At 41.9% G+C, this 17,790-nt stretch carries 11 protein-coding genes; 2 read left to right on the top strand and 9 right to left on the bottom strand.

Translation table 11 applies throughout. The features are described from left to right. The first annotated feature begins 14 nt into the window (after positions 1–14). Together hrpA and DC082_RS01625 are read left to right on the top strand one after the other, a co-directional pair. Positions 15–4,091, top strand: coding sequence for an ATP-dependent RNA helicase HrpA (gene hrpA, locus DC082_RS01630; protein WP_109235473.1), 4,077 nt, complete (start codon positions 15–17; stop codon positions 4,089–4,091). Between the two features lie 625 nt (positions 4,092–4,716). Continuing rightward, positions 4,717–6,174 carry a DEAD/DEAH box helicase gene (locus tag DC082_RS01625; protein WP_109235472.1) on the top strand — a complete coding sequence of 486 codons (1,458 nt, stop codon included), beginning with the start codon at positions 4,717–4,719 and terminating at the stop codon, positions 6,172–6,174. Between the two features lie 510 nt (positions 6,175–6,684). Here the strand turns inward: DC082_RS01625 and sstT are convergent. The 9 genes from sstT to DC082_RS01580 all read right to left on the bottom strand — a co-directional run bounded on the left by sstT (position 6,685) and on the right by DC082_RS01580 (position 17,769). Continuing rightward, entirely contained in the window at positions 6,685–7,923 is a 1,239-nt protein-coding gene (sstT, locus tag DC082_RS01620) for a serine/threonine transporter SstT (protein ID WP_109235471.1), read from the bottom strand. 75 nt (positions 7,924–7,998) lie between these two features. Then, complete coding sequence (ruvX, locus tag DC082_RS01615) at positions 7,999–8,514, bottom strand: Holliday junction resolvase RuvX (RefSeq protein WP_109235470.1); 516 nt, start codon at positions 8,512–8,514, stop codon at positions 7,999–8,001. A gap of 89 nt (positions 8,515–8,603) precedes the next feature. Next, positions 8,604–9,251, bottom strand: coding sequence for a nitroreductase family protein (locus DC082_RS01610; RefSeq protein ID WP_109235469.1), 648 nt, complete (start codon positions 9,249–9,251; stop codon positions 8,604–8,606). Beyond that, complete coding sequence (gene pepN / locus DC082_RS01605; RefSeq protein WP_109235468.1) at positions 9,248–11,806, bottom strand: aminopeptidase N; 2,559 nt, start codon at positions 11,804–11,806, stop codon at positions 9,248–9,250. Before pepN ends, DC082_RS01610 begins: the two co-directional genes overlap by 4 nt. Positions 11,807–12,074: 268 nt before the next feature. Then, complete coding sequence (locus DC082_RS01600; protein ID WP_109235467.1) at positions 12,075–12,608, bottom strand: hypothetical protein; 534 nt, start codon at positions 12,606–12,608, stop codon at positions 12,075–12,077. A gap of 61 nt (positions 12,609–12,669) precedes the next feature. Then, a complete protein-coding gene (gene murI, locus DC082_RS01595; RefSeq protein WP_109235466.1) occupies positions 12,670–13,536 on the bottom strand; it encodes a glutamate racemase in 867 nt (288 codons plus the stop codon). 36 nt (positions 13,537–13,572) lie between these two features. Further along, the gene (gene mraZ / locus DC082_RS01590) at positions 13,573–14,073 is read right to left on the bottom strand and encodes a division/cell wall cluster transcriptional repressor MraZ (RefSeq protein WP_109235465.1); all 501 of its coding nucleotides are present in this window, start codon (positions 14,071–14,073) and stop codon (positions 13,573–13,575) included. A gap of 188 nt (positions 14,074–14,261) precedes the next feature. After that, positions 14,262–16,328, bottom strand: a complete 2,067-nt coding sequence (locus DC082_RS01585; RefSeq protein WP_189363294.1) for an FUSC family protein — start codon at positions 16,326–16,328, stop codon at positions 14,262–14,264. A gap of 121 nt (positions 16,329–16,449) precedes the next feature. Continuing rightward, positions 16,450–17,769 carry an NCS2 family permease gene (locus DC082_RS01580; RefSeq protein WP_109235463.1) on the bottom strand — a complete coding sequence of 440 codons (1,320 nt, stop codon included), beginning with the start codon at positions 17,767–17,769 and terminating at the stop codon, positions 16,450–16,452. Between the last annotated feature and the right edge of the window lie 21 nt (positions 17,770–17,790).

Genomic DNA, 17,790 nt, shown 5'->3' with positions numbered 1-17,790 from the left:
TAAAAAAGAGCATAATGGATATTCCAAAAGAGATTGCACAATTAGAAGCCCTTTTACCCTATATTCGTACTGAGCAAGCACATCAGTTACGTCGTCAATTTTTTGCCTTAAAACGGGAAAGAGCGCCCTCAAAAGAGACAGTTTTAAAACTTAAAGAGCAGATTGTGCAATCAGCCTCAGAGACAGAAGCACGCTTAAATGCTTTTCCTGAACTTAATTATCAGACTGAACTGCCGATCTATCAGGCGCGAGAAGAGATTATAGAAGCGCTGAAATCACATCAAGTTTTAATTGTTTGTGGTGAGACAGGCTCCGGTAAAACAACGCAACTCTCCAAATTTTGCTTAGAAATGGGGTTAGGGGCTAGAGGGACTATAGGTCATACCCAGCCCCGTCGTTTAGCGGCGCTCTCTGTTGCAGAACGAATTGCCGAAGAGCTTGATACACCCCTTGGGGATTTTGTCGGCTATAAGATGCGTTTTAATGAGGAGATCAGTGATAAAACCGTCTTAAAGCTGATGACCGATGGAATCCTCTTAACTGAATTAATGCATGATCGTTATCTTAATCAGTATGAAGTGATTATTATTGATGAGGCGCATGAGCGCAGTCTTAATATCGATTTTCTTTTAGGAATTTTAAAGAAAATTCTGCCAAGAAGACCCGATTTAAAGCTGATTATTACCTCTGCAACCATCGATCCTGAAACATTTTCAAATTATTTTGGTGGGCCAAAAAAGGCGCCTATTATTGAAGTATCAGGCCGAACTTATCCTGTGGAGATTCGTTATCGTGATCTCCATCTTGATGAGGAGAATGATCCTATTGAGATGGAAGAGGGGATTATCGCTGCCGTTAATGAACTGCAGAGCGAAAAAGAGGGGGATATCTTAATCTTTCTACCCGGTGAGCGAGAAATCTTAGAGACGGCTGATCTGCTTCGTAAAGAATTTCGTCATTACGATATCTTGCCCCTCTTTTCACGCTTGAGTCAGGCAGAGCAGAAGAAGATCTTCTCTCCTAAAGGCAGAAGTCGTATTGTTCTTTCAACGAACGTTGCAGAAACTTCAATTACGGTTCCGCGTATCCGCTATGTCATCGATACCGGTGTCGCAAGGGTGAGTCGTTACAATGCTCGATCTCGAATTCAGAGCCTCCTAATTGAGCCGATCTCACAAGCTGCCGCGAATCAACGATCAGGACGCTGCGGGCGGGTTGCGGAAGGAATCGCTATTCGCCTCTATAGTGAAGAGGATTTCAATAGTCGTCCCCTCTTTTTAGACCCTGAAATTTTAAGGACCCACCTTGCTTCGGTGATCTTGCAGATGGGGCATCTCCGCCTTGGTCATCCAGAGGAATTCCCCTTTGTTGAGATGCCGGAGATGCGGCAGATCCGAGAAGGATTTCAGACTTTAAAAGAGCTGAAAGCGGTTAATGATGAGGGAAGATTGACCCCATTAGGGCGGACTTTAGCCAAAATTCCGATCGACTCCAAATTGGGAGCGATGATTATCCAAGGTGAAAAAGAGGGGGTAGGCCATGAAGTTTTAGCGCTTGTGGCAGGACTCTCTATTCAAGATCCTCGGGAGCGTCCTTTAGAGTTTCAACAGCAAGCTGATGAGAAGCATCGCCTCTTTAGACAAGAGCGCTCCGATTTTATTACGTTACTCAATCTTTGGGCATGGTATCAAGATCGCGCTCGAAGAGAGAGCCAAAATCAGATGCGAAAAGTGTGTCGGGCTCACTTTCTTAACTTTATGCGTATGCGGGAATGGTACGATCTCTATCAGCAATTGAAGGGAATCTATCAATCATTATCCTTAAAATGGAACCCATTCCCTAAAAGTGAGGAAAAAAATCAGCCTAAAGGCGTTAAGGAAGGAGAGTATCTTTTCCCCTCTTTTAGTGAGGACCAGATTCATCGAGCAATTTTGGTCGGCTCTCTCGATCAGATTGGGGAGTTAGGGGAGGAGAAGCTCTACAGTGGTGCTAATGGTCGCAAATTTAAGATCTTCCCCGGATCTGCACTCTACCGTAAACCGCCTAAATGGATCATGTCGCTTGAGATCGTAGAGACAAGCCAAGTTTTTGCCCGCATGAATGCTGCTATCAACCCTGAATGGTTAGAGCGTTTAGCAGAGCACCTTCTCAAACGGGAGTATACAGAACCTCACTGGAGTAAACAGCAAGGACAAGCTGCGGCGTATGAGACAGTCCGCCTCTTCAATTTAGCGATTATTAAAAATCGTACAGTCAGTTTTGGGCGCATTAAACCAGAGATCTCTCGCGAACTCTTAATTCGAGAAGGTTTAGTGGAAGGAGAGATTCAAACGCGAGCTCCCTTTTATCGCGTTAACAGAAAGACGATCTCAAAAGTGGCTGAGATGGAAGAGAAGACGCGGCGCCGGGATATCTTAATTGAGGAGTGGAAGTTATTTGAGTGGTACAACGAGCGATTACCACAAGATATCTACTCTGTCGCATCACTTGAAAAGTGGTGTAAAAATCCTAAAAACAATCAATCACTGATCTTCAGCGAATCCGATATTCTAGACAATGATGAGCAACTCAATTTAGAGGATTTTCCCACCACTATCTCTTTTGGTCAGCTTCGCCTTAATGCAGTCTATCGTTTTGATCCTGCTGCCGAAGATGATGGAATGACCTTAATGGTGCCTTTAGCAGCGCTCAATCTACTCGATAAGACTCGTCTCGACTGGCTCGTGCCGGGATTATTGCGGGAGAAGATTACAGAGATCTTAAGATCTCTACCGCGAGCATTGCGTAAAAACTTTGTTCCACTTCCTAATGTTGTCGATGAAATGTTAGAAAAATTGAGCTTCGGTGAGGGGAATCTCTACTTTCAGATCGCAGCGTTTTTAACGCGACGATCCGGCATTAAGATTGAGCCCCATCTCTTTGATGAAAATCTCCTCGATAAACATCTTCGAATCAATATCCGAGTAATTGATACAGGTGGTAAGACGATCGCAGAGGGGAGAGATCTTCAACAATTGACTCAAAAATTGAGAGGAAGAGCCGAAAACGCCTTCCAGCAACTTGCTTCAAGTTTTGGTGCCGGCAAAAAAGAGAAAAAAGCGCGAAACAGTGAGGAGAAGGGAGCAAAAGAGGATGCTCAGCCACGCTCTAGAAGAAGAGAGGATAACTCGATAGCATCCGATCAAGAGGCGAAAGAGCAGATCTACTTCTCAGTAGATCAGTGGAAGATTGCATTAGAAGAGCGCTTCGTCCGAAATGGCATCGAGCTTAAAGGGTATCCTGCACTCTTGATCGACAAAGAGCAGCCTTTAACGCTCCGAAAACAGCTCTATGATCGTCCTCATGCAGCTCAAGAGGTGCATCTCAACACATTAGTGACACTGATATTAAAAACACTTCATGAACAGGTAAAATATCTGCGCAGACAGTGGCCTCAATTTGGTAAATTAGCATTAATGTTCCGACAAGTGGGAAATGAGGAGCTTCTGCGAGAAGATCTTATGCGAGCGATTATTAAAGATCGACTTGAAGAATCTTCATCTCTGCCTAGAGATGCCGCGGAATTTCAGAAGGTGATCGAAAAAATGCGCCGGGAGATGGTCTCTGATGCCACCGATCTTAGTCGCTTAATTGTCACCATCTTTGAGCGAGTTAATGAGGTAAGGGAAGCGCTCAATCAGCTTCATCCGATGAATCGAGCGTTAGCAGAGAAGCGAATAAAAGCAGCTTTAGATCGTCTAATTTATCCTGACTTTATTAGTCAGACGCCCAAGATCTGGCGAGATGAACTTCCCCGATTTTTAGAAGCGATGGTTGTAAGAATTGAGCGTTTTTCTCAAAACATAACACGAGATAATGAGCAAAATGGCGTCATTGAGCAACATTGGCAAAATTATCTTAAAGCGCAAAAATTCTTTGCTGATAGGGAAGAGTTGCCTGCGATGTTAGAAGAGTATCGCTGGATGATTGAAGAGATGGCTGTCTCCTTCTTTGCCCAACCGATGCGAACTAAGATGACGGTATCAGAGAAAAGGCTCAATAAGCTTTGGGATGAAATTGATCTTTTAATCAAAAATAGTAGTTATCATTAAGATGGAATCTCCCCTCAATGGGGAAGAAGCCCTAATAAAGTGACGGCTAAAGAATTAGGTCATTAGAGGGTTAGTGGGTTAAGAGAATATAAATAATAAGTTTTTAGGGCTGGGGCATTAATAGTGCTATAGTATTCACACTTGCTTAACTTATGCTCATATTTATATCTCATATTGAAGTCTTATATTAAGTCCCAGACTTATCTAGTTTGTAATGGGAAATGATATGATTTATAACAAGAATAGAGATGAACTAGAGATGAATTAGAAATGAAATTCCGCTCTTAAATTCCTCTTATATTAGGTTTATCTAGGTTTATCCTCTCTTTTTTAAGAAAGGGTTCTTTAGGAAAGAAAATATAAGCAATGGTAAAGCATTAATAATGATGGGGTTATCCCCATTTTAAGCTATTTGCGTGAAAATAGATTGCAAAAAAATAGAAAGAGGGTATGATATTTCCTCTTCATCGCCCTGTTGGTTCATAGTTAAGAACTATGACATAAGTGTACTTGACGCTTATTTGAGATTCGGTCGATGCATGTTTTTGGCTGAATGTTCAAGCGCATTCCCTATAAATATTATATTAAAAGGAAATCCCTCTCTTAGTTAGGGATCAGTATCTTTATGTCTCAATTTTCTGATTTAAATTTAAATCCTATTCTCTTAGCTGCCGTCCAAAAAATGGGTTATGACAGTGCAACAGAAGTGCAAACACGTGTTATACCTGTTGCAATGGGTGGTCAAGATGTTATGGTCTCAAGCCAAACAGGTAGTGGTAAAACAGCAGCATTCCTCCTTCCTATTTTGCATCAAATTATGGATGCGAAAGAGCTAGAAGAGAAGAGCGCACCTGAAGAGCGTCCTGCACCTCGTAAAGGTCGTCGTGGTCGTCAACCTGCCTATAAGATGCCGGCACCCCATGCAATTGTGATGTGTCCAACGCGTGAGCTTGCGTTACAAGTAGCACAAGAGGCTATTCTCTTAAAAGGTACTCATCGTGATTTCCGTGTTGCAACTGTTGTTGGTGGTATGCCTTATGGCCGTCAAATTCGTGAATTACAAAATGTTACGCTTTTAGTCGCAACACCTGGGCGTTTAATCGATCTTTATAAACAGAGAGAGATTAGCTTTGATAATGTCCACTTCTTTATTGCTGATGAAGCTGACCGTATGCTCGATATGGGCTTCTCTGAAGATTTAGAAACACTCCATAAAAGCTGTATCAATAATCGTCAAACATTGATGTTCTCTGCTACTTTCCCACCGAAAGTGATGAGATTAGCGGAAGGAATGATGAATCATCCTCTCCGTATCGAGATCTCACCTAAAGATACCATCAATAAGAATATTACCCAGATCCTTCATTGGGCAGATGGTCGTGAACATCAGAAGAAGCTCCTTTTTCATTGGTTGGAAAATGCAAAAATTGATCAAACTGTTGTCTTTGTTCCAACTCAGATTGATGCAGAAGAGATTGCAGATGAGTTAAAAGAGATGGGCCTCTCTGTCGATTACCTCCATGGTGGTATGCAGCAACGTGTTCGTAATCGTTGTCTCGACAATCTCCGTCGCGGTAAAATCAAGATTCTTGTAGCAACAGATGTTGCTGCTCGTGGTATCGATGTCGAGACAATTACTCATGTCTTTAACGTCGGTGTACCAAGACAGCCAGAAGATTATGTTCATCGTATCGGTCGTACAGGTCGTGCGGGTCGTGAAGGAACAGCCGTAACATTTGTTCATTTTAAAGATAAGCGTCTTCTTGATGCAGTAGAAGATTTCATTCAATTAGAGATTAAAGCGAATGTGATCGAAGGTTTAGAGCCTAAGAAAGAGCCATTACGTGGCGCACCAAGAGGTGGACGTCGTCGTCCTGGTGGTGGCGCAGGTCGCAGAAGCGATTCACGTGGCGGTAGAAGAGAAGGTTCTTCACGCCGTACAGAAGGTCGTGGTGATCGTGATCGTAATAGAGCTCCGCGCGGTGAAGGTCGTCGTAGTGAGTCACGTAATGAGCGTCGCAGCACAACAGATCGTAATTCACGTCCATCGCGTCGTTCATCTAATCGCAGTACCGCGGTCTAATAATGGACTGTAGATAGGTCATATTTAAAGAGAAGCTTTTATCTCTTTTTCTCCAATGATCAAAAAACCAAAAACATATTGAACTCTCTTCATATTTAATGAGATTCAATAACAAACTGAAAGATGCCCTCAATCCTCCATAAATCTATGGTTCTGGATTGAGGGTATTTTTATTTTTGTTGAATTGATTTTTCTTGAAACAAAAAACAACAGAAGTTGATGAGGTCCCGGTTCTGACTATCACGTTTTTCCATGGATCACGCGCCGGCAGTTAATGATCTTATCGCTTATAAATGGTATCAGTTCTGTACTACTTCCTCGGCATTATTGATGTCAAATAGCGGGCATGCACCGGAGAAAAGAGCAAAATAGTTGGCTCCCACCGCTCCAGACTCTTCTTAAGAAAATTGTCTATTGCAACAAAAAAAGCGCCATCTTTTATTAAGATAGCGCTTCTATTGTGAAGAATCATCATCAACCAATAGGCATCATGAATGGTTATATGAATGATTATTTATTTGAAACTTCTTTTGGAACAACTCCTGTTGCGGAAAAATCTGCGGCTGCTGTAAAGAGAACATCGGTTGATGAGTTTAAACCGGTCTCTGTTGAGTCCTGAATTACGCCAACAACATAGCCAATGACAACGAGTTGCATCGCAATATCATTGTCGATCTGAAAGAGAGAACAGGCAAGCGGAATCAGAAGAAGCGAACCGCCAGCAACGCCTGAAGCACCACAAGCACCAATTGTCGCAAAAATACTTAAAAGAAGTGCAGAGAAGAAATCCACCTCAATTCCTAGAGTATGAACCGCTGCAAGCGTAAAGATTGTGATAGTAATCGCCGCTCCCGCCATATTGATGGTCGCCCCTAGAGGAATTGAGACAGAATAGGTCTCTTCGCGAACACCAAGTTTACGACTTAACTCGATATTAACAGGAATATTAGCTGCAGAGCTACGAGTAAAGAAGGCAGTCATACCACTCTCTTTGATACAACGTAATACTAAAGGATAAGGGTTTTGACGAATAGCCCAATAGACCAAGAGTGGATTGACTACAAAAGCAACGATACCCATTGCCACTAAGAGAACAATGACCAATTCAATATAAGATTTAATCCCTTCAAAACCTGTTTCTGCAATAGTGACAGAGACAAGACCAAAGACCCCGAGTGGCGCAATAAGAATCACTTTTTTAATAACACTTGTTACTAATTGTGCAAGATCTTGAAAGAGATTACGAGTTGATGCATTCGTCGATCTTAATGCAAAACCGAAGAGAACACCCCAAGAGATTAAACCGATATAGTTAGCAGTGACTAAGGCATTAACTGGATTATCCACCATATTCATAAAGAGTGTGCGAAGAACATCCGTAATATCTGCCGGTCCTCGTGCTTCTGCTGCCGGAATATCTAACGGAACAACAACCGGATAGATAAAGCTGATAGAGACTGCTACTAATGCTGCAAGAAAGGTGCCAAAAATATAGAGAAGAATCACCTTCTGCATGGCCCCATTGCCACTCTCCTGCTTATGGTAGTTAGAGATTGCCGCAATAATGAGGATAAAGATCAAAACAGGAGCAATCGCTTTTAATGCGCCAATAAAAAATTGGCCAATAATACCGACTGACTGAGCAATATGAAGAGGGAAGAAGAAACCAACGATAACCCCTAAAATAAGGCCAACGATGATCTGCTGAACTAAACTAAAACAATTAATAAATTGAAAAAAAGCTTTCATCTGTGAAGTGTCCTAATATGGTATGACATTTTGAGAATAGCGCAGGACTTACGGACTGACAAGCCCTGCGGCGGGTTAAATCTCTTGTTGTAGCCAGCGTTCAACAATAATGGCTGCAGAGATCGCATCGAGTTGCCCCTTTTTATGTCGTTGTGATGGCTTAAGATAGCGTTCACTCTCTTGTGAGCTATAAGCTTCATTGACAATAAAAACTGGCAGGCCAAATCGACCATGGAGGCGATTGATAAATTTTTGAATAATCTTAAGATGTTCAGTAACAGTACCATCTTTTGTATAGGGCATTCCTACAATAAAGGCATTAGGTTGCCACTCTTTGAGAAGTTTTTCTACCTCTTCCCAGCGAGGCTGATTATGGGTAACTTTTAAAATCGTTAAGGGTTGTGCCGTCTGAGTTAAACAGTTTCCGACAGCAATCCCTAAATTTTGAGTTCCAAAATCAAATCCAAGAACAAGAGAGAGTTCTTCTCCCTCTTTAAGCGCCCCTAAATAGGGAGTGTGATCCTCTTTCTCATTCTCTTTTGTAATCTCTTTTGCGATTAATGATTGCAGTGATTGAATACTATTTTGCATAATTTTTATTGATCTATATCTGGATGATCCATTCACGAATTAAACTACTGATTTAATCCACTAGTTTAATTCTGTGCTTTAGAGAGAGACTACTTCAACTCTGTAACATATTGCTCAAAAGAGGGTTTTGGGAAGGGAAGTGGTGTTTTTTCAGGGTAGCCATACCAAAAGAGCCCTTCAATAACCTTTTCTTGAGAGTTAAGCCCAAAAATTTTATAGACTTCCTCATTGAAGAGCAGAGAGCCTGTAGACCATTTAGTGCCGATTCCTTCCGCTGTTAATGAGAGCATCATCATATAGAGCGCGATGCTCAAGGTGGCATAATCTTCATGGGCAACCTTCTCCTTGTCACTCTTTTTTCGAGTCACTAGGATCCACCCAGGAATTCTCTTCCAACGAGCGAGTTTTGTTTCAGCAGAAGCAGGATCACGTTCAGAGAAAGCCTCTTTCGCATAATCGAGGAAACGGGATTTAATCTCCTCTCCCATCAGATAGAATCGATAAGGATGGGTATGGTGATGGTTAGGGGCATAAACAGCAAGCTCTAATGCTCGTTTAACAGGCTCAAGCGGAACTTCAGTTGGCTCAAAATGATGAATTGTCCGGCGAGCAATCATCAGTTCAGCTAGCTTGCTCTGTTCGAAAAGATCCCCACGATCATGACTCTGTTCAAGATCGCTTTCTGACATTTCCCTTGATAAATTTGGGTCTACTAACGATTCATTTTTATTCATCATAATAAAATCCTCTTCAATTGATCTGATAAGTTATGAGAGATCTCCCCGATATTGAGCATCTCTTGGCAAATTGCTCGAACCTCCTCTTTTAAAGACTCCGGTAATCGGGAGAGTTTGGCAAAAGGTGTAATAAGACGTGCAGCTGTGACCGCATTAATCTTATCAACTTTTACAATCTCTGCCCCTATCCATCGATAGAGAGGTGCGCCTATTCTGGCAAGAGCAATACGATTTCGCCCAATGGATCCCACAATTGCCCGTGCTCGATTAGGATTTTTAAGATCAAAAGCCGGGTGGTTACTGATCATTGCCACATCATCCATTGTTAAGTTCGGATTACGTCCTAGTAGAGAGAAGTAGCGATCTACAAGAAGCGTATCACCTTCATATCGATGATAGAAGCTCTCTAGAATCACTTTTGCTTTTGGATTTTGATTAGAAAGTAGTGCTGTTAATGCCGCATTGATATCGGTCATATTATCTGCTTTCTCATATTGTCTTACTGCTAACTCGCTCTCATGGGGGAGACGACTTAGATAGTGTAACGCCACATTTTTAATCGCTCTTGCTGCAATAGAATCCTCTTGGAATCGATTATAAAGTGCTCTCCAATCCTCTTGGAAACGTCTTGCTAAGCCAACCTCTACCTCCCTTTTGATCTGGTAAAGAGGTAAGATCTCTTCACTCTCTAAATGATCGAAAAGATGATCATTATCTGGTAACGTTAAGAGCAATGCGGCAAATCCTGGCTCTTGATAAGCATATTGAAAAAGGGGCGCTAAAGCATCGCCAATCATATCGATCTGTTCTTGTCGTTGTAAAGAGTGATTGAAGAGAAGGCGCTCTACTAATTTTTGCACAGCTTCCCATTTTGCAAAGTAATCACTCTCATATTGGATAAGAATTTTCAGATCATCGATCGATTGCGGATAATCGACCGTAACAGGCGCTGAGAAGTCTCTCAACAGAGAGATTACCGGCACTTCATCAATATTGTGGAAGATTAGACATTGATGCGCCATCGTTAATGTGTAGGTCTCTTCAAGGAGCATCTCTCCTTGACGATTGAAGAAGGCATACTTAATGGGGATCGGTAATGGCTCTTGCAACTCATTGGTAACAGGATCAAAGAGGAATTGCTTCAATGAAAGACGCATCTCCCGTTTATCGGGGTAATATTCAGTGGCGACTTGAACCTTTGGTGTCCCTCTTTGAGAGTACCAGAGGGGAAAATTTTCAAAAAGACGGGGATTTTCCATCTTCATCGCTGCATAGAGATCATCAACAGTCACAGCCATGCCATCAAACTCTTTAATATAGCGCGCAAAGCCGCGATCAAAGCCTTCACGGCCTAAAATAGTTTGATAGAGGCGAATAATCTCCGCCCCTTTCTCATAGGTGGTTGTGGTATAGATATTCTCAATTGATCCCAATTTATCGGGGCGCACCGCATGCGCAAGAGGGCCTTGATCTTCAGGAAATTGATGTAGACGGAGAAAATTGACATCTTCAATACGACGAATGCCGGGTTCCACTTCTGACATAAATTCCTGCTCACGAAAGACCGTTAAACTCTCCTTTAATGAGAGGTTAAACCAATCTTGACAGGTGATACGATTTCCTGTCCAGTTATGGAAATATTCATGCGCAATGACCGCTTCAACAAAACGAAAATCGCGATCGGTCGCTTGCTCTTTTGTAGCTAAAATACAGCTTGTATTAAAGAGATTAAGCCCCTTATTTTCCATGGCGCCACTATTAAAATCATCCACTGCGACCACATTATAAAAATCGAGATCACATGCTAATCCAAAACGATCCTCATCCCAACGCATCGCTTTTTTAAGGCTTTCAAGTGCAAAGTCACAAGCCCCTATATTCTCTTTTGAAGCATAGATACGAAGTTGTACTGGACGACCATCGGGGCGAATATGTTGATCTTCAATATATTGCAGATCGCCGGCAACAATCGCAAAGAGATAGGTGGGTTTAGGGTAGGGATCTTCCCATACAGCATAGTGACGTGATTCATCAATAATCCCCTCTTCTACTAAGTTACCGTTAGAGAGAAGAGTAGGGCAACATTGATCCGCTTCTAGAGTGACGCGATATTGTGTCATCACATCAGGGCGATCAGGGAAGAGCGTGATGTTTCTAAAGCCTTGAGGCTCACAGTCCGAGCAGATAATGCCTCTTGAAAGATAGAGGCCACTTAACGCACTATTCGCTACCGGCGAGACACTATTTTTGATCTCAATCAACTGCTCACGTGTATTTAAAGTTAATGACAGATTACCCGCCTCATCTAACAATGAGCTGATATCTTCCTCTTTCCCATCGATCTTCAATTGAATATCAAACAACATCTTTGATCCATGGAGCTTGATAGTATGGGGTAGATCGATACTTTCTTCTACAATCACCTTAAATTGAGAGCGTACTCTGCTAACTTCAGGGTCGAGCGAGAAATGAAGCTCTAAATGGGGAATTGTAAAAGTAGGAGCGAGATAATCTAAACGATAGATCTGCTGATCTGAACGGGGCGTAAATGGCATAGAGAGATCCTTTCTATCGGTCGCACGCTTTAGGGGACAACCTTCAAACAACGAGAGTAAACAGCTATAGATAAACGGTTATAGTAAACCGTTTCAGCAAACAGTTAGAGTAAAGAATGAGCATGGAATAAAATAGGTAATAAAATCATTGAGTATTCTCAATAAGAATCCGCTAACGTGTCGCCATAACAGAGAGTTATAGCGAAATATTACACAAGTTAGCGGATCGAAATATCAAGCCTTCAGAGCAATTAAGGGCTACCAATACTTACTTTTTAAACTGAATACTATTGATTGCCGCCTCAGCGCCTTTTGTATCATTAGTGGTACCTAAGCAGATTGTGGTGATTCGCTCTTCTACCGCAATACGACAATATTCATAATAGGGAACATTATTTAGACGAGTTTCAGCAATATAGTTGATCTGGGTATCACTCTCTTTAACCGGCATCACTTTAAAATCGACAATCTCATTAATAGCATCCATCTGCTCATTCATCACCTCTTCAAACTCAGGAAGTGTGATCACAACGCCTTCGGGAAGATCGATCGTGACAGCATAGAGGATATCTTTCTCGATATCTCCCTCTTTAGCTTGAAGTAGTGTAATGTTCTCTGCAGGAGCGCCCTCTAAACGGACGGCAACGATGGCATCTTTCTTATCCATTACATCTTGAAACTGCTCACTGACTTTCATCGTAAAGAGTTGATCCTCAGGGGAGAGGCTCTTCAGCGAGTCACCACATGCTGCTAAAATCATCATTGCGCCTAAGGCGATAGTTGCTTTTAATAATTTGTTCATGGTTAATCCTAGCATCTTTTGTCGATAATAGGATCGATTCTAACATATCTAGCGACAGTGGTTAAGTATCGATTTTTGCAATCTCAATGGGAACTCCTACCGCATCTAAAAGAGAGAGTTGTCTTTGAAAATCTTTAAGCTCACCCGTAGTTAAAAGCTGTAATGTTTTAAGTGGTAATGTTTTAATGCTATGGCTCTTTTCCTTACTAACTGTAGTCTCCACATCGCTAACACTATAAAACGTCGTAATACGATGGGGATAACGCATGGTTATTTGGCTATAACACTCTTGGACAATCGCATTTGCCGGATCGATGATAGTGATCTCTTCTGGAAGAAGCGCTTCAAGTGCCGGCATTAAGAAGGGGAAATGGGTGCATCCTAAGACGAGCTGATCCACGGGATATCGATAGAGGGGTTCTAAAGTCTCTAGCAATATCTCATGGTTATGTTCGAGCGTTAGTTTCTGTGCCTCCACTAAGTTAACCCATTCAGAACCGACAATTTTATGGAGTATCTGATCTTTAGCAAAGCGCTCTTTGAGGCTCTCGAGTCGTTCACTATTGAGTGTTGAGAGTGTTGCAGCAACAGCGATATGACCACTTTTTGTAGCGGTAGCTGCAAGTTTTATCGCCGGCTCTATTCCAATAATAATAAGATCGGGATATTTTTCTCGCAACCTTTCAGCACTCACTGCGGTCGCTGTATTACAAGCAATCACTAATGCATCGATCTTTCGAGATAGAAGTTCCGCTGTTAAGCGCTCCATTCGCTCATGGATATATTCATCACTCTTTAGACCATAAGGAAGATGACCAGAATCAGCAATATAGATAAATTGTGTTCGATTCAGTGGTGTCGCTGCTAAAAAAGCATTTAAAATAGAGAATCCACCAATCCCTGAATCGATTAAACCAATCTTTATCACACCTCTCCCTTTTTTATCCCTGTTCTACTAATAGACCTATCGGCGCCCTAAAGGAACAACGATAGATGGATCTAAGAGAGGTGCTTCTTCAACCTCTTCCTCTTTTGTCATCACCTCTTCTGCTAAGAGAGAGAAATCTTCAGGATCGATATCAAGCATCGTTTCGTAGGTGATAAGATCCCACATCTCAAAGAGATTACCATTGCCTAGGAGAATCAGTTCACTCTCTATATTGGCGTATTGCATCAATCTCTTCGGTAGGACCATTCGGCCTTGAGCATCTAAAATAACTTCTGTTGCGCCCCCTCGAACAAAGCGTGCAAAATCACGCTCTTTTTTCACAAAAGGGTTCAGTTTTTCTAATTCTTCTTCAACTTGGCGCCAAGCTTCGATCGGGTAGAAGTTAAGGCATTTATCGAGCGCACGGCTAATAACAAAATGGTTCATACCATTAAACTGTTTTCTAAGGGCAGCAGGGAGCGCGATACGATTCTTCGCATCGACCTTTAGCTCATATTCCCCCAAAAACTGATACATATTTGTAACCTGTGCCTACAATTGATCATGAAGATATTCCACCCATTGATCATATTCCGCCTTAAAAAAGTGGAATAAGATCATTTTATAATACGATTATCAGCGATAAATGCCAACCTTTTATCGGCAGAAACTACCTATTTGCGTAATACTCATAATCATCTTCATAATTTCACCACTTTAGTTGTTTACTTCGGTTCTACCAACCAGATAAGTGGTTTTAATTCTCGCATCATAAACCTTGGAATACGATGAGAGCGTTGTTGATGGATTTTAGGATCCATTCGGAATTTAATCACTTGAAAGATCTCTCTAAATTCCGGAATTTTTGTCGCATCTTTCCCTTCTAATAGAGAGGCTAAATAAGAGAGTTGCGAAAGAACCGATTGCATCTCAATCAGCTCATCATTAATAGCAGAGATATCTCGCTCCCTATTCTTTATAGGTTCATCTTTCATCCGCTCTAAGGAGTTTGAGAGAGAGACAATAGAGACTTGAGCCCGGCGGAGCGCTAATTTAAGATCAGCATCATCCTCACTCTCTTTCGTAATTTGCCACTTCTCTATCTCTTCAATCACCGTAAAGAGATCTTTTCTCGCACTTTTAGTAAGTCGTGGAAGATTCACCTTCTCCCAACTGGGGAGAAAATGGCTAAAGCCGATAGCAATAACAGCGGCGATTAAGGTATCGATAATACGTTCTATTGAAACAGATATTCCTTGGAACATCGACAAATCCTTACTAATGTTAAGAATAATAAGGACATAGACTGTCGTAAAAGTAACGCTGAGTGGGTTATGGATACGAATTAAACCATTATTAAGAATAACCGAGACAAAGAGAATCGAGAGCAACCCTAAAGTTGAGATCTCCATGGAGATTAAGATCCCTCCAACGATACAGCCAATAATGGTGCCGATAATTCGATTTCTACTGCGCTCTTTCGTTAAGCTAAAACCTGGTCGCATAAGACTTAAGAGTGTAAAAGCGATCCAGAAACCGTGAGAGAGAAAATCGGTCATGCTCACAATTGAGAGTGCGCAAAACATCGCAAGTGAAGAGCGAATTGCAAAACGTAGCACAGGTGATTGGAGAGTTAAATTCTGGGTAATATAATCTTTAGACCAATGCGACTGGGAGAGAAACTTTTTCAATTTATGTTTAGGGAAGCTCCCCTCAAGCGCAACATCATCGACTAAGAATGAGCGAATACGCTCTAAATTACGGGAAAGTGACCAAACTTTACGAAAGTGATTCGCTACAATTTGATAGGCCTCTAACGCTTCACCCTCTAAATCTTGCCGGCGTAGAAGTTCTAATTCATACTCTAATGCTCGTAATTCTGCTTTAAAGCCGAGACGCTTTAACATATCGCCGGCGCGCATTGAATACATCCCCATCTCTTCAAGATTAATTCCCGCCTTAGAGAAACTATCACGAAAGAAGATCTGTAGATCACTATTGGGATAGTTTTCACGAATAATAACAAAATCTTGCAATGGAATAGTTGCAATCTCACGAGTTTCTATCAGGAGTAGCAATTCATTGACCATCTGATTGAGGCGATGATCCTTCTCATAATCGAGTCTAAAGAGAAGGTCTCGCATCACCTGTAGCTCTTCAAGTAGCTCAGTTTGAGAGTTGATAAAGTTTTTAAACTCCTTCTCAATCACGACATTTTGACGATAACACTTTGAGAGTGCTTTAAGATAGCGCGAAAGGAGAAAGTAGATGCCGGAGAGATTCTGCCGCACAATATAGATCTGAAAAATCTTCGTCACCGCCATGCTAAAGGCAAAATAGAAAAGAGCTCCTAAAGAGAAGAAGAAGAGGTAGACCGCGGGAGTGGCTGCACTATTAGATGCGGCAAGAAGTGCCGTAAAGCCTACGATAAATCCGAGTGCGATAAATTTAGCCTTAAAAGCATAGATGAAGGCTACGACAAAGGAGATGAGTGAGAGCGAAACGATCTTTAAAAGATGGAGCCCTGGTGATTGAAAGATAAAGAGCAGGGTTATAATCACAATCGCAATAAAGGTGCCGAGCATCTCATTGCGTTTATGCTTTAAGGTACCGGTCTGGTCGGCAATAGACATTGTTAGACTACCGTAGCCGGCAATCATTAAGATCTCTAAGGGAATTGAGAAGAGGGCTAAAAGCGCAACAGGCAGAAAGATCCCTAGCGCCATCTTTACCCCCATGGCAAAGTCGCTACTAAAAAAGAATCGATAAGTTGCTGTAATAAAGTGATTCATACTTCTAAAACCCCACATTTAAAAACGCCATATTAAAGATCATGCTCTAATATGGCGTACTGATGCCTATTTCAATGCTCATCTCTAGGTTAGCATCTTTACCCGAGAAAAGGGGAAGATCCTAGAAGAGTGCAAATTTTACTAAAAATAGAATCGCAATGATATAGGTCGCAGGATGAATATCTTTTAATTTTCCTGTTCCTAACTTTAATGCAACGTAGCTAATAAAACCAAAAGCGAAACCTTCTGCAATTGAGTAGGTAAAAGGAATACCTAATACTAAGAGTGCCGCTGGAATTGAATCGGTAGGGGAATCCCACTCAACTTCTGTTAACTCTCTTAACATCAAGCCTGCGATATAGACTAATGCCGGAGCCGTTGCATAAGCTGGAATTGAGTTTGCTAATGGTGAGAAGAAGATCGCGAGAATAAAACAAGCAGCAATCGCAAGTGCTGTAAGACCTGTTCGTCCTCCTGCTTGAACGCCGGCAGTACTCTCTACATAAGCAGTGACAGAGCTCGTTCCCAATAAGCTTCCTGAAAGGATTGCAGTACTATCTGAAAAGAGCGCACGATTGAAGCGTTTTTTTGCATCCGGTACTTTTGTCTCATCAAGTAATCCACTCTGCTTAGCAACACTCATTAAAACGCCTGTGGCATCGAAGAGTTCAACAAGTACCAGCGCTATTAAGATCTGTACAAAGCTGCCACTTAAGACCTTTTCAAAGCTTAATTGGAAGAAGGTTGGCTCAATGGAGGGCGGAGTAGAGATAACCCCTTTAAATTCCGTATGACCAGCTAGAGCACTGATTACAGATACGATCAGAATACTTAAAAGAATTGCGCCTCTGATCTTAAAGTTATCTAAAACTACAATTAAGAAGAAACCCAAAATAGCATAGAGCGCACCGTGAGAGGAGAGATCCCCTAAGCTTACAAGCGTTGCTGAATTCGCCTTGATAATACCTACTTCAGGATTAGAAAGACCAATGAAAGCTAAAAAGAGGCCGATACCCGCTCCGACAGCAGCTCTTAATGATTTAGGAATCCCATTGATAATCCATGAGCGAAGCCCGGTAATAGTGAGAGCAAAGAAGATCACCCCGGAGACAAAAACAGCTCCTAAAGCTTCTTGCCAGGTATAGCCAAAACCACCCGCAGCAACGGGAGCTGCAATTGTAAACGCAAAGAAAGCATTCAGCCCCATTCCCGGTGCAAGTCCAACAGGATAGTTTGCAACAAATGCCATCACTAAAGTACCAATTGCGGCCGCAAGACAGGTAGCCATAAAGACAGAATCGTGATCCATCCCTGTGGTTGAGAGCAGGCTTGGATTTACGAAAATGATATATGACATCGTTAAGAAGGTCGTAATTCCGGCAATGATCTCTGTTCGAGTCGTTGTGCCGTGTTCTTTAAGTTTAAAGAGTTTCTCTAACATGACGCGTCCTTTTTGCGAAGA

It is taken from the genome of Ignatzschineria indica (assembly GCF_003121925.1).
GTDB lineage: Bacteria > Pseudomonadota > Gammaproteobacteria > Cardiobacteriales > Wohlfahrtiimonadaceae > Ignatzschineria > Ignatzschineria indica.
The sequence above is the reverse complement of the archived record's forward strand: the minus strand, read 5'-3'. Positions and strand labels throughout refer to the sequence as shown.